Genomic DNA, 13860 nt, shown 5'->3' with positions numbered 1-13860 from the left:
AAATAGCTGGCTGCAATATTAAGCAGGCCGAGTGTTGTTCCCCCCGCTTATCCCAATTGCACACACTGTTATAGTGTTTTTTAAAACAAGGAGGAAAGCTAATGGAAGAAAAATCAGTGAGGAAAGCCTTTCATTTTTTGTGTCTTGGAATTCTTCTTGTTGTTTTTGCGGAAGCGACACATATCCCCGCCTATCCTAAAATGCTTGAACACTTTGGTTTAGGTGCAGGGTATTCGGTCTATATGCAATTGGGATTTGCGCTAGGGTTAACAGGATTTCAACCACTCATGGGGTGGATGTCAGATTCCTTCGGGCAAAAAATAGTCATCTTATTCGGAGCTGCCTGTATGGCACTTGGTTCACTTTTTATTGCGGCTGCTCCTACTTTTTGGATATTGGTTGCCGGGTTGTTTTTAAAAGGATTCTCCGGGGCCGCTGTGATTCCTGCTGGTGTCACCTTCGTTGGGAGATATTTTACGAACGAGCAACGGGGAAAAACCATGGGGCTTTACGGATTTTACACAGTTATTGGCGGCTTGGCAGGTCCGCTGTTAAGCGGGATATTCGTTGACCGCTTCGGTTGGTCTTCTATTTTCTTCCTATGTGCGGCATTGGGTGTGATTTCCTTTTTATTGTTTGCTTACGGAGTACCCCATGTAAAAGGTGAAAAATCTGAACATTTCGACTTTGGTGGTGTAATATTAGTTTTCTTCATATTAGGAGGGCTTTTAACCGTACCAACGTTCATTAACAACTATGGCATTTCTTCGTGGATGTGGGTGCCTGCTTTTGTGATTTCTGTCATTTCTTTTATTTTATTACTCGTTGTTGAAAAAAGACAAAAAAAGCCTTTGCTGGATATTGATTATGCCAAAACGAGAAATTTCTGGGTGCCGTCCGTTATTGCTGTCATTATGTACATGTCATTTAGCAGCGTCATGTATCTATTAACGTTCTTTGTACAAAGTGTGCAAGGAAAGCCTTCAACAGTTGTCGGCTTGCTGCAGTTTCCTCTTTTTTTAACGATGGCACTGGCCAACTTGTTGAGCGGCCGGTTAATGGGCAAGCTCTCGGCACGAGTGCTAATTGGCACGAGTATTAGTTTGTTAGTGGTGGGTATCGGCATGCTGACTGTCGCCAAAATCGACACGTCCTTTTTCTATCTATTCGTGTCCATGAGCTTAATCGGCACAGCAATCGGGACAGTTGGACCAGTCGTGAAATCTGTCATTGTATCAAAAGCACATGAGGCTCGTCTGGGGGTTGTGTCATTTACTTATATTACGATTGAGAATGTAGCTTCTCGCGTTGGAGCGTCGTTCGCGCTTGTTACGTTTGCGTTGTTTGCAGCAGGAGGAAATTCAGTAGGCGCTCTTTCGTCTACAGCCCTATTGCTAACTGTTTTTACAGCGGCTGCCTTCCTCTTTCTGATCTTAATTCCGAAAAAAATAACGGGGATTCAAGAGAAGACAGAGAAATTACCGGAAAGCAAAGAAGATACGGAAGTCATTTAAGGGATAAAGACCAATATTTAATCAAAGGCCAGCAAATTAAATAGAAATAGGAGGATTTCGCATGAATATTTATGTTCTGTTAAAAAGAACATTTGATACAGAAGAAAAAATCAATCTGTCAAACGGGGAAATCAGTGAAGAAGGAGCGGAATTTATTATTAATCCGTACGATGAGTATGCGGTGGAAGAAGCGATACAAGTGCGTGACGTTCAAGGAGGGGAAGTGACAGTTGTTTCCGTCGGGTGCGAGGAAGCGGAGAAGCAGCTGCGAACGGCTTTAGCCATGGGAGCGGATAAAGCGGTATTAATTAATAGTGAGGATGACGTTGAAAATGGCGATCAATATACAACAGCTAAAATTATCGCTGAATATTTAAAAGATAAACAGGCCGATTTAATCATCGCCGGCAATGTAGCTATTGACAGCGGCTCTGGCCAAGTGGGCCCTCGTGTAGCAGAAATGTTGGGAATCCCTGCTGTAACAACGATTACAGACCTTGAGATGGATGGTCAGAATGTAACGATTGTTCGCGATGTGGAAGGTGATTCTGAAACAATTGAAGCCTCTTTGCCGCTGCTAGTCACTGCCCAGCAAGGCTTAAATGAACCACGTTACCCTTCCTTACCGGGAATTATGAAAGCAAAGAAAAAGCCATTAGAAGAATTGGAGCTGGATGATCTTGACCTTGATGAAGAGGACGTGGAACCGAAAACTAAAACCATTGAAATTTTTTTACCGGCGAAAAAAGAGGCAGGAAAAGTATTAAGCGGTGAATTGAATGAGCAGGTAACTGAGCTCGTTCACCTGCTGCGTAACGAAGCGAAAGTCGTTTAATAAAAATAAGCTGTAATGGCAAAACAGATCATCAAAAAAAACATGGCATAGGAGGTTTTTAAGATGAGCAGAAAAATTCTCGTATTAGGAGAAGTGCGCGACGGAGCTTTAAGAAATGTCTCATTTGAAGCGATTCATGCAGCCAAGATCGCTGCAGGGGATGGAGAAGTAGTAGGGATCTTGATCGGTGAAGCTGTTCAGCCATTAGGAAGTGAACTTATCCAATATGGTGCAGATCGGATTGTAACTGTAGAAAGCGATCAATTAAAGCACTACACACCCGATGGCTTTTCCCAGGCAATAATGGCTGTCATCGACCAAGAAAATCCAGACGGATTAATCTTTGGCCATACCGCACTGGGGAAAGACTTGGCACCAAGGATCGCCAGTAAACTTGCGTCTGGTTTGATTTCTGATGCCACAGGTGTGGAAGAAATCGACGGAACGCTTGTTTTCACTCGGCCCATTTATTCGGGAAAGGCATTTGAAAAGAAAATTATTATAGATGGCCTTGTTTTTGCAACGCTTCGTCCGAACAATATTGAACCGTTAGCAAAGGATGAGTCTCGTTCTGGAGAAGTCTCTTCCTTAGATGTTGAGGTTCAGACGATACGCACCGTCATCAAAGAGGTGGTGAGAAAAGCGAGTGAAGGGGTCGACCTTTCAGAAGCAAAAGTCATTGTCGCTGGTGGACGCGGAGTGAAAAGTAAAGAGGGATTTGAACCATTAAAAGAACTTGCCAAGGTTCTGGGTGGTGCGGTTGGTGCTTCTCGTGGAGCATGTGATGCCGAGTACTGTGATTATTCACTGCAAATTGGTCAGACGGGAAAGGTGGTAACTCCAGATCTATATATTGCTTGCGGAATCTCTGGAGCGATTCAGCATCTGGCAGGCATGTCCAATTCAAAAGTGATTGTGGCGATCAATAAAGATCCGGAAGCGAGCATTTTCCAAGTAGCCGACTACGGCATTGTCGGTGATCTATTTGAAGTCGTTCCGATGTTAATTGAAGAGTTTGCTGCAGTCAAGCAGTAAGCAAAGGGGCGCTATCACAATAAAAGGAAGTGACCATAATGAATCTATTAATCATCAATACCATCGCCTTTCTTTTAGTGACAGGTTACGCCCTTTACTTGTTTCTATATCTGGTGAAGACTCGTTATGAATATATCAAGTTAGGCCGCAAGCAGGAGTTTGACCGCAGGTTTAAAGAACGGCTCGATTTAGTGAAAATTAACGTTTTTGGCCAGAAAAAGCTATTAAAGGATAAGAAGAGCGGAATCATTCATGTCATGATGTTTTATGGTTTCCTCCTTGTCCAACTAGGGGCGATTGATTTTATCATAAAGGGGCTTGTGCCGGGTGCTCATCTTCCGCTCGGTCCGGTTTATCCTTTCTTTACATTCTTTCAGGAAGCTGTCACATTAATGATTTTGATAGCTGTTGTCTGGGCGTTCTATCGCCGGTATATTGAAAAACTCGTACGTTTGAAACGTGGGTTGAAGGCCGGGCTTGTGTTAATTTTTATCGGGACACTCATGCTTTCCGTTCTGTTCGGCAATGGCATGGCTATCATTTGGCACGGGCATGCGCCGCCGTTAACTGAACCGGTAGCTTCTGTTGTTGCTGGTGTTTTTAGCTGGCTGAGTGAGCCCGCTGCCATGGCACTATTTTATGTTTCCTGGTGGATTCATTTGCTGGCGCTATTGTCTTTTCTCGTCTATGTTCCTCAATCTAAGCATGCTCACTTAATCGCTGGGCCAGCCAACGTGTTTTTCAGCCGGTTAACTCCGCCTGGAAAGCTGGCAGCCATTGACTTTGAGGATGAATCACAAGAAACGTTCGGTGTTGGCAGAATTCAGGACTTCACACAAAATCAACTTATTGACTTGTATGCTTGTGTAGAATGCGGACGCTGTACGAATATGTGTCCAGCAGCCGGTACAGGAAAGATGCTTTCACCAATGGATCTAATCGTGAAGCTGCGGGATCATCTGACCAACACAGGCGCTGCAGTAACTTCTCAATCGCCATGGGTACCAGGATTTGCTTTTGCTAATACGCAAGGAAATCAGCTCGCCGCAATGGCTAAAGTGACTACGCTTCAAGAAACCGCCGTCGCTCTTGATTACAATCCAAGCCTGATCGGGGACGTGATTACAGAGGAGGAAATCTGGGCTTGTACAACTTGCCGAAATTGTGAAGATCAGTGCCCGGTTATGAATGAGCATGTAGATAAAATTATTGATCTTCGCCGTTATCTCGTATTAACGGAAGGCAAAATGGATGCGGATGCCCAGCGTGCAATTACTAACATTGAACGCCAGGGCAATCCTTGGGGAATCAATCGCAAAGAACGGGAGAACTGGCGGGCCGGACGTGAAGATATTGAAGTGCCGACCATTAAGGAGCTAGAGAAAAAAGGAGAAGAATTTGAATACTTATTCTTTGTGGGATCGATGGGCTCTTATGATAATCGCAGCCAAAAGATTGTTCAATCCTTTGCCAAATTACTAAATGTAGCGGGTGTGAGATTTGCCATTTTGGGCAATAAGGAAAAAAATTCCGGAGATACTCCCCGCCGGATTGGCAATGAATTTTTATTCCAAGAGCTGGCCAGGGCTAACATTGAAACATTTCAGAAGCACAATGTAAGAAAAATTGTAACCATTGACCCGCATGCCTGCAACATATTCAAACATGAGTATCCAGAGTTTGGACTTGAAAATGTCGAAGTCTATCACCACACGGATCTTCTATTTAAACTGATCAAAGAGGGCAAGCTTGTTCCGAAATACGAAGTGAACGAAACGGTTGTCTATCACGATTCTTGTTACTTGGGCCGTTATAACAATGTCTATGATCCGCCGCGAGAAATCCTGAAGTGCATACCTGGAGTAAAAGTTGCGGAGATGGAGCGCAATCGTGAAACAGCTATGTGCTGTGGGGCAGGCGGAGGCATGATGTGGATGGAAGAAGATACCGGACAGCGGGTAAATGTAGCACGGACACAGCAGGCCCTGGCTGTAAATCCGAGTGTTATAGGCAGTGGATGTCCGTATTGCCTGACGATGTTAAGCGACGGCACAAAAGCGATGGAGAAAGAGGGCAGTATTCAAACATTGGATATTGTAGAAATCCTCGAAAAATCCATACTAGCATAACCTTGTCATTCCACTAGAGAGTTAGATAGAAAGATAAATGGAAAGTGAAAGATGGCTAGTTGAAAGTAGTTTAATATTCTAAAAAAGGTGGGATTACATTGACGACAAAGCAAGAATTAAAGCAGTACCAGAACTTTATCAATGGCCAGTTAATGTCAGCCTCTTCTGGAAATACAATGGATAGTATTGAACCTTCTACAGGAGAAGCTTGGGCTAAGATTCCATTAAGCCAACAAGAGGATGTAGAAACCGTTGTTGCAGCAGCACGTCAAGCCTTTCCTGCCTGGTCGGCACTTTCTGCTGAAGAACGTTCAGGTTATTTAAGACGTATCGGCGATTCTATTTCGTTGCATGATGAAGAATTAACAACGCTGGAGACTAGAGATAACGGAGAAGTGATCGCCGTCGCACCTTATCTAGCTGAAGCTATCAAATCAGTCTGGTATGACGCGGCAGGAGCTTGCAAAGATGGTAGCCAGGGAAAAACGGTTCAAATGGGACCAACTAGCATCGGATATACCTTGAGAGAACCATTTGGAGTTGTAGTAGGAATCCTGCCATGGAATGCGCCGCTTTTTACATTCACAATAAAAGCCGCTTATGCTCTCGCTGCGGGCAATACGGTCATTATTAAACCGTCTCAGCAGGCTTCTGTTTCCTCATTGCGGTATGGTGAATTGCTGGGTAAAATTCTTCCTCCGGGTGTGCTTAATGTTATTTCCGGATTGGGGAGAGACATAGGGGATGCTTTAGTAGCTAATCGTGGGGTGAACAAAGTAAGCATGACAGGCTCCGGGACAACTGCTGGTGCCATCCTTCGTGCAAGTGCCCCACATCCCAAACCAGCTATTTTTGAATTAGGCGGGAAATCACCGAATATTGTGTTTGAAGACGCGGATCTTGATAAAGCGGTCGATGGAGTCATTCATGGCATCTACACGAGTAACGCTGGACAAAGATGCACAGCTGGCTCAAGAATTCTCATTCAACGTTCTATATTCAATGAAATGATCAATCGAATAGCGGAAAGAATTAAAAGTACGATAAGCGTAGGTGACCCCATGGATCTGAAAAATACAATGGGTCCTCTTTCAAGCCTGGATCAATACGAAAAAATCCGTTCTTATATCGAGCTGGGATTAGAAGAAGGGGGGGAAATAGTTTGTGGCGGTCGCCATGGAGGGGAGACTATTCTTCCAGACAAGCCTGAGCTCTCCGGCGGTTACTGGGTGGAACCTACTTTGTTTAAAGTGAACAGTAACTCGTTGCGTATCTGCCAAGAGGAAATTTTCGGTCCGGTAGCGGTTGTTATGCCTTTTGAAACAGAAGAAGAGGCTGCGGCAATAGCAAATGATACCTGCTTTGGCCTAGGGGCGGGAGTGTGGACAAGGAATCTTAATCTTGCCCATCGGATGATTCGGAAAATAGAATCCGGAAATGTATGGGTAAACACTTATTCAAGAGTAGGAGCCGACCTGCCGTTTGGCGGTTTTAAAGAAAGCGGATATGGCACAGATTCGATTCTTGAGTATTCGCGTGAAAAAGCTTGTGTAATTGAGATCGGGGAATAATTAAAATTCTCAACCGATACGTACAATTTTAAGAGAAAAAGAAGCAACCAACAGTTTGGGCGAACTGTTGGTTGCTTTAGCATGAATGATCAAGCTTTCAATCAAAGAAAATAATAGACCTCTCTCTGCAATCATTAAATAGGTTGAACATTTACTGTTCTTTGGATAGTCAATAATGCCTTATCAATATCTGTTCTGGTAACACCATTGTTCGTCACAAATCTAATCAAATGGGGGCCGAACTCTCCAGCCAAGACGCCATTCCTTTTTAATTCATTTAAGAAGATCTCTGTTGTTTGGTTAGAACGAGCAATATTAACTAGCACAATATTCGTTTCGACCTTGTTTTCTAGTGTGATTCCTTCAATACTATGAAGACCTTCAGCAAGATGCCTGGCATTTTCATGGTCTTCATGAAGGCGCTCGATGTTTTCTTGAAGGGCGATCATACCAGGTGCAGCCAGAACTCCAGCCTGCCGGAGACCGCCGCCTAAGCGCTTGCGCCACTTCCGTGCTTTGGAGATGAAACGAGAGGAACCAGCAATAATTGAACCAACTGGTGCGCCTAATCCTTTAGATAAGCAAAATTGGACTGTATCGGTGTGTTTAGCAAATTCTTTTGCTGGAATTCCGGAAGCAACGGAAGCATTAAACAATCTGGCACCATCTAAGTGAACAGGCACGCCGTTTCTTTGGGCAATTTGATAGATTTCTTCCATGATTTTAAGCGGAACAACAGCCCCACCAGCTTTGTTGTGTGTGTTTTCTATACAAATCAGTCCTGTTTCGGGTTGGTGGATATCGTCCTCTCGGATAGCTGCTTTCACATCACTTGGCTTCATAGCTCCACGTTCCCCAACTAATGTTTTGGTTTGCACACCAGCAAATGCTGACATGGCAGCGGCTTCGTAGAGGAATATGTGTGATTGAGCTTCTAATATCACTTCTTCTCCAGGCTTACAATGTACCAAGCCGGCAATTTGATTTCCCTGCGTGCCACTTGTGACAAATAAAGCCGCTTCTTTTCCAAGCATCTCCGCAGCAAGCTCTTCTAATTTATTGACTGTTGGATCCTCGCCGTAGACGTCATCTCCTATCTCGGCTTCATACATGGCTTTTCTCATTTTTTCGCTTGGTTTTGTTACCGTATCACTGCGCAAATCTATCATTATATAGCCTCCTATAGTTAAACCGTAAATACAGATGTGAGGTACCTGTTCACTCTACCTAGTCATTTAGCAGGATTTATTGATCACACCTTTATTCCGAAATTTTACCATAAGAGATAATCGTTTCAAAGAAAAAAACTGAATTGTCTAATAACAAAAAAGGTAAATAGGAAAATAAAGGATTCATAAATAAAGCGAGGAATATATAGAGAATGAACTTATTTACCTATTCTAGTTTGATCGGAGAGAAAAATGAACATAAAAATTAAAGAATTACCGGGATTTGATGTGGCGTTTATTAGGCGTACGGGAAGTTATTTTGAACCGCAGGAACACTGGGGAAAGTTGATCGATTGGGCAGCGAATAATGGGCTTTTTCCGCCGAAGCAGTCTTTCATAGGAATCTCCTTAGATAATCCGAGTATAGTTGAGAGCCACAGCTGTCGTCATGATGCGTGTGTAACCATTCCTCAAGACTTTGAAACAGAGAAACATAAACAAGTGCAATTTAGGAAATTAGCGGGAGGGGTATATGCAGTATATTCATTTTGTGATGCGCCCGAGAAATTGAATGCCGCGTATCAATACATGTTTGAGGATTGGCTGCCGCGAAGTGTCTATCAGGCAGATTATGAGAGGCATAACCTGGAATTTAATTTAAACAACCCAGCGGAAGATCCAGAAGGAAAATGCAAGGTTGACCTGTATGTTCCTATAAGATAGGAAAGGAATCATTCGTTTTTCTCTACTCCTTCTTCATTAGTAAGATTTTTTATCGAATAAACGCTTTATAAGCTTTAGATTAAGTTCCTTTACATAGAAATGCACTATTTTGGTAAATAAAAAGAGAAATAGAATCAATTAAGGAGCTTCTAACTCTTGGCTTATGTTATTCTTAGGAAGAGAATGAGTAATGGAGGCTGTTCAATCTATGAAGATATCAATTACGAGAGCCCTGGCAGAGCTAAAACTGTTAGATAAACGCATTCAAACAACAATGAATCAAACTCCTTTTATTAGTTATGCTGTGGGCAATAAGCCTGTTAGCGGATTTGCTACGAATAAAGAGTTTGAAGATAAAGCCAAATCGGCTTATCAATCCACACTTGATTTGATTAAGCGCCGAAATGCTATTAAATCTGCGATTGTTTTATCTAATGCTATGACGCAAGTTGAAATTGCGGGCAATCAGTATACAGTAGCAGAAGCTATTGAACGGAAAACATCTATTCAATACGAACAGCAGCTTCTCCGAAAAATGAAACAAGAATTTTCACTGGTTACCGACCAGGTAGAAGATATCAATGATGAAGTAAAACAACAGTTAGATCGCCAATTGGAAGTATTGTATGGTCGCGAAGCGAAATTAAAAGCAGAGGAAAGCAATGAGCTGACCAAAAGTTATCGGGAAAAACATGAGGCGAAAATCGTTGACCCGTTGAAGCTGCGACAGGAATATGAAAGATTAGAACAAAAGATTGATGAGTATTTAACAGAAGTCGATTTTGTGCTATCGACATCCAACACATTGACAGAAATTGAAATTCCTGAGTAAATAGAGATGGTTAGTTAGCCGAAAATCAATAAAACTGAACAGGTGCCAGCGGCTTCGACCTTACAGCCGCTAACTTTTATCATAATGAGATTATCTAAAACATTTAGTCATGCGAAGCTATCGCATACTTGGATAAAAGTTCAAAGCTCAAAGCTCAGCCCTTAGAGTTCAGGAATCAAACTTCTTACTATTCAAAGCTAAAGATTCATAGTTCATACGTTCGATAAAATCCATGAGAACGGCTAATGCGGTGGTTGTTCATCGACCGTGTTGGTTGCCGCATGGCTGGCTGGCTAACGATTATACATATTAAGAGGCTTAATGAAGCGATGGCTACTATATATAGTAGCCATCGCTTTTTTATGGATGCAGTTTGGCTTTTAGACGGCTCATTTTTTGAGAGGGCCGTTCCATGCTACGTGAGATAATCAAGGTTAAACTCCTGAATTTCACTATTGATGAGCGGTGACACACACAATTTGGACATCAAGCTTTTCCTCCTGAACCAGTGCAGGTTAACCAAACCCATTAATTCCTAGTAGATGAATAGCAAGGAAAGCGATATTGACGAAAACATTATCAATGATTCCCATTTGCTAAATCGCTTAAATTATAGTTATTCCTCTCTTTTTCCTTTCAGATAAGTTTATTGTAAGAGAAAAGAGAGAGGAGTGTAAGAATGGAGTTATAAAATGAAATAAGTCAGGGAAACAAAGAGAGGAAGATCTCTATGGATAATCAGCAGAAGAAGTTAGTTGAAAGTGAGGAATCCATGAAGGACGAACTGGAAAAATGGAAGTATTTAGCGTTACACCATGAGCTGACAAAGCTGCCTAATCGTCGTATGTTTTATATGTCAATAGAATCATATATGAAACGTGCCCAACAAGCTGGAAACAGCTTGGGAATCGCTTTGATTGATATTGATGAGTTTAAAGGGATAAATGATCTATTTGGACATTCGGCGGGAGACCGGTTTCTCATTGAGACAGCTAAACGCTTAGAAGCGCTAGCAGAGTACGGCATTGATGCCTTCCATTTAAGCGGTGATGAGTTTTTATTGTTAATAGAACAGGATGATCACCTAGAAGAAAAGATGAATCAAGTAAAAGCAGTATTCGATACATCCTTCCTCGTAAAGGATAGTCATATTTCTATTCGTGCAAGCATAGGTATCAGCCTTTATCCAGAACAAGGCCAGGATATAGATAAACTTTTGGAATATGCCGATCTGGCTCTCTATCAAGCTAAATCTTCGATGCATCACCAATGCTGCTTTTGTTATTTTACTCCGCATTCTCCAAAAGAATAATTATATAATTGCCAACAAACCATCGATTAAGAGACTGGAATCTCTTGGGAGACTTAAAAATAAAAACCTCGCTTATAAGCGGGGTTTTTTATTGCCAATGTTTTTTTCAGTTTCTTAATCTGGCTCCTGGATGGTTAAAATACATATCATCATTAGTTGAAAATTTATTGGTTTTAGGATTTATACCTGTATTCATCATTCTTTCATCATGAGCAATGATCAATAAATGAGTGGGTATATCCTTCCTTACATAATATAGATCAGTATTCTCTCCGGAATGAGAATAGCCGTCGACCATACACAAAGAAGTATTTTCAGATAAAGCTCACCAGTCAGGCTGTATTTGCTATGGGAAAGTTGATTTCCCGCAAATGTATGGAAGCCTAATTTTTCCTAGTTATATAGAGGGGAGGATCTCTATCACTAATGAATCAAATAAATGATGGGACAATCATTCTTTTTTGATCTAGTGATTGTCTAAGAATCTACATTATACGATACACCCTGCCATTTTCAGTTGATTAGAAAATTGAGCGAAATGCCTTTCCAGTTATTGCTAAAACGCCGACACGAATTGTCCACTAGAAGAATAGTAATATTACATGCAAGGTTCATTGAAGTGAAAAATTTTAAAACTGGGAGGGTTAAAATGAACGTAAATGAACTATTAGCAAAAGCGGATCGGCGCTTGAAAGATGTTCATCCGTTGCTCGCAGAGAAAGCGAGGGAGCTTATTAGACAAGCGCATAGTAAAGGAATCTATATCCTTATTACTCAAGGATTGCGAACGATTGCTGAGCAAAATGAATTATATGCACAAGGACGTGAGAAACCGGGGGAGATTGTTACAAATGCCAAGGGGGGCTACTCTTACCATAACTTTGGATTGGCTTTCGATTTTGTTATTGCGTCGTCGGATGGGACAGCCGTATATTGGAACGAAAATGTTGATACCAATAAAGACGGGAAAAAAGACTGGTATCAAGTGGGGCAATTAGGTAAATCACTCGGACTTGAATGGGGAGGAGATTTTCGCAGTTTTAAGGATCCTCCGCATTTTCAGCTAACATTTGGCTTATCTCTTGCAGAGCTCCGATCAGGAAAGAAGCCGCCGCCATCTGGCAGCTACACACCTCCTGAAAAATCTTATCTTGAACAAGGAGACCGAGGCAACAAGGTAAAAGAATTGCAAGGAAAACTTGTTAAGCTTGGTTACGATACAGGCGGTGTGGATGGGATTTATGACAACGCTACCGCTAATGCCGTGATGGTTTTGCAAAGACGTACTGGACTCCAAGCCGATGGTATCGCAGGTGAAAAGACGCTGGCTAAGATAGAGGAACTGTTGAAAGAGTTAAAGGAAAATAACAAAGATACAGAAAAGGAGGAACCAAACGTGGAATACAAAAAAGATGCGGCTGCATCCCCGCGCTTCAGAGAAGCCCAGAAGTGGGTTAAAGAAAAGGGCATATCCGATGGTACTTACCCACAACGGCCGGTGACAAGGGAAGAAGTATGGTCTATGTTATATAGAGCAAGTCAAATGGATCAATAAACTATGTTAAAAGGAAGCCTCTCCGGAAAGAATGTTGCAGAGAACTAAACCGTACTTCCATCTCCAATGAATAGGGACTTAGGGGTGTGACAAAGGTATAAGAAGAGGAAGTGGCTGGTTGAAATTTATAGGTGAATAGAGTGAAGTGTTAAAGTATAACAGAGTTGCTCGGGAAAAGGGAAATGCTACTAGGCTCATAAATTAGCAAGTAAAGTTCGAGTTTTCTAATTGACACAACCTTTAATCTCCTCCCGGTTATTTATGATGGATGATTAACTTTATTCACCTGTTGCTAAGATGATCTTTTCATCCTTGCTGCTATTGCTACAATTAACCGTCGCCAGTAGAAAAACTATAAACAATGGGGAACTTTCTTTGAATTTCTTCGTATAATTGTGTTAACAGAATAAGGAGGACGGTGTCATGTATACTCTTGAAGGAAATGGAGATTGGTTATTCACGGCTGTTCCTGTTGTTATAGGGCTGATTTTTGCGGTCGCTCTTATCGGCATTATAGTTAACGGATTCAGAGGGCTTAGCCAATGGAATAAAAATGAGCATTCTCCCCGTTTGTCTGTTCCAGCAAGCGTGAAGGCTAAACGAATAAATGTTACAAGACATAATCAGTCATATGATGAGAATACTTACTCTAACAGTTCCTCTACGACTTACTTCGTTACATTTGAATTTGAGAGTGGCGATCGATCAGAGTTTCGTGTTCCAGGCAAGGAATATGGACTGATGGCAGAGGGCGATATAGGAACTCTAACTTTCCAGGGAACGAGATACATCGCATTTTCCAGAGGAAAGCCGACTGAACTATCATAGGCAGGGCTTTTCGGAGGAATAAAATAAGGACTTACGCAAACATTGAATGGAACTGGACAGTGTCTGAAGGTAGAGACAGCGAGTATGAATAAAGAAAAATGACTTGAGGCTGGCACAGTTTTATAGGAACAGCTTAAGGAAGAAAAGACAGAGGACTTCAAAGGAAGTTGAATACTTGGGTATACAGGAGAATTTGAATAGAAATGAACAACGAAGCATCCTAAAAGGGTGTTTTATTTTTGGAGTAAAACAGTCTTATGTACTCGGTTTTACCGTTTTAAGCAAGAGTCCTATAAGAACATTCTTCCATTTGTTTCTTTAATGCATCGGAAGAGGATTTACTGCTTTAACAGATTG

12 protein-coding genes are annotated in these 13860 nt (G+C 41.9%); 11 read left to right on the top strand and 1 reads right to left on the bottom strand.

All coding sequences use genetic code 11. The features are described 5' to 3' along the window. Nucleotides 1-101: 101 nt before the first annotated feature. From CJ483_RS04005 to CJ483_RS03985, 5 genes are all read left to right on the top strand, one after another. Nucleotides 102-1514: an MFS transporter gene (locus CJ483_RS04005; protein WP_120032161.1), complete on the top strand. Its 1413-nt coding sequence runs from the start codon at nucleotides 102-104 to the stop codon at nucleotides 1512-1514. A 61-nt stretch (nucleotides 1515-1575) separates the two neighbouring features. Next, complete coding sequence (locus tag CJ483_RS04000) at nucleotides 1576-2349, top strand: electron transfer flavoprotein subunit beta/FixA family protein (RefSeq protein WP_120032159.1); 774 nt, start codon at nucleotides 1576-1578, stop codon at nucleotides 2347-2349. A gap of 63 nt (nucleotides 2350-2412) precedes the next feature. After that, nucleotides 2413-3384, top strand: coding sequence for an electron transfer flavoprotein subunit alpha/FixB family protein (locus CJ483_RS03995; RefSeq protein WP_120032157.1), 972 nt, complete (start codon nucleotides 2413-2415; stop codon nucleotides 3382-3384). A gap of 38 nt (nucleotides 3385-3422) precedes the next feature. Then, nucleotides 3423-5513 (top strand): (Fe-S)-binding protein, encoded by a 2091-nt coding sequence (locus CJ483_RS03990; RefSeq protein WP_120032155.1) that lies wholly within the window; start codon nucleotides 3423-3425, stop codon nucleotides 5511-5513. A gap of 98 nt (nucleotides 5514-5611) precedes the next feature. Next, the gene (locus CJ483_RS03985; RefSeq protein ID WP_259455560.1) at nucleotides 5612-7084 is read left to right on the top strand and encodes an aldehyde dehydrogenase family protein; all 1473 of its coding nucleotides are present in this window, start codon (nucleotides 5612-5614) and stop codon (nucleotides 7082-7084) included. A 134-nt stretch (nucleotides 7085-7218) separates the two neighbouring features. On the opposite strand, the gene ltaE is transcribed toward CJ483_RS03985, so the two are convergent. Further along, nucleotides 7219-8253 (bottom strand): low-specificity L-threonine aldolase, encoded by a 1035-nt coding sequence (ltaE, locus tag CJ483_RS03980; RefSeq protein WP_120032153.1) that lies wholly within the window; start codon nucleotides 8251-8253, stop codon nucleotides 7219-7221. 252 nt (nucleotides 8254-8505) lie between these two features. Here ltaE and CJ483_RS03975 point away from each other — a divergent pair, with 252 nt between their 5' ends. From CJ483_RS03975 to CJ483_RS03955, 6 genes are all read left to right on the top strand, one after another. Further along, nucleotides 8506-8976: an AraC family transcriptional regulator gene (locus tag CJ483_RS03975; RefSeq protein WP_120032151.1), complete on the top strand. Its 471-nt coding sequence runs from the start codon at nucleotides 8506-8508 to the stop codon at nucleotides 8974-8976. Between the two features lie 208 nt (nucleotides 8977-9184). After that, entirely contained in the window at nucleotides 9185-9808 is a 624-nt protein-coding gene (locus CJ483_RS03970; protein ID WP_120037789.1) for a hypothetical protein, read from the top strand. A 245-nt stretch (nucleotides 9809-10053) separates the two neighbouring features. Beyond that, on the top strand, nucleotides 10054-10236 hold the full coding sequence (locus CJ483_RS24225; RefSeq protein WP_142927210.1) for a hypothetical protein: 183 nt from the start codon (nucleotides 10054-10056) through the stop codon (nucleotides 10234-10236). 302 nt (nucleotides 10237-10538) lie between these two features. Beyond that, entirely contained in the window at nucleotides 10539-11120 is a 582-nt protein-coding gene (locus CJ483_RS03965; protein WP_120032149.1) for a GGDEF domain-containing protein, read from the top strand. Nucleotides 11121-11769: 649 nt separating this feature from the next. Continuing rightward, nucleotides 11770-12675: a peptidoglycan-binding protein gene (locus CJ483_RS03960; protein WP_120032147.1), complete on the top strand. Its 906-nt coding sequence runs from the start codon at nucleotides 11770-11772 to the stop codon at nucleotides 12673-12675. 423 nt (nucleotides 12676-13098) lie between these two features. Beyond that, entirely contained in the window at nucleotides 13099-13503 is a 405-nt protein-coding gene (locus CJ483_RS03955; RefSeq protein WP_120032145.1) for a DUF2500 domain-containing protein, read from the top strand. Nucleotides 13504-13860: the final 357 nt, after the last annotated feature.

The organism is Bacillus sp. PK3_68 (genome assembly GCF_003600835.1).
GTDB lineage: Bacteria > Bacillota > Bacilli > Bacillales > Domibacillaceae > Pseudobacillus.
The sequence above is the reverse complement of the archived record's forward strand: the minus strand, read 5'-3'. Positions and strand labels throughout refer to the sequence as shown.